Genomic DNA, 327 nt, shown 5'->3' with positions numbered 1-327 from the left:
AAAAAAGCGGGGCCGAAGCCCCGCCTGTCTATTCCATCTGAGATGCTCTCACTTGCTGTGCAAAAGCTGATCCATCTCGCGCGCGGGACGGTCGCAGCCCGCCTCGCCGACGATCTTCGCGGGCACCCCGGCCACGGTCTTGCAGCACGGCACGTCTTCCAGCACCACCGAGCCCGCCGCGATCCGGCTGTAATCGCCGACATGGATATTGCCGAGCACTTTCGCGCCAGCCCCGATCAGCACCCCATTGCCGATCTTCGGGTGACGCTCTTCGTCTTCCTTACCGGTCCCGCCAAGCGTCACCGAATGCAGCATCGAGACATTGTC

1 pseudogene is annotated in these 327 nt (G+C 63.0%); it reads right to left on the bottom strand.

Going from position 1 to position 327, the window contains the following annotated elements:
• Positions 1–48 precede the first annotated feature (48 nt).
• A pseudogene (locus B3D39_RS14220) lies at positions 49–327 on the bottom strand (serine O-acetyltransferase); the annotation flags it as partial.

Origin of the sequence: Thioclava sp. UBA3469 (assembly GCF_002378135.1) — a bacterium.
Taxonomy (GTDB): Bacteria; Pseudomonadota; Alphaproteobacteria; order Rhodobacterales; family Rhodobacteraceae; genus Thioclava; species Thioclava sediminum.
Note: the sequence above shows the minus strand (reverse complement) of the source record. Positions and strands in the feature narration are given on the sequence as shown.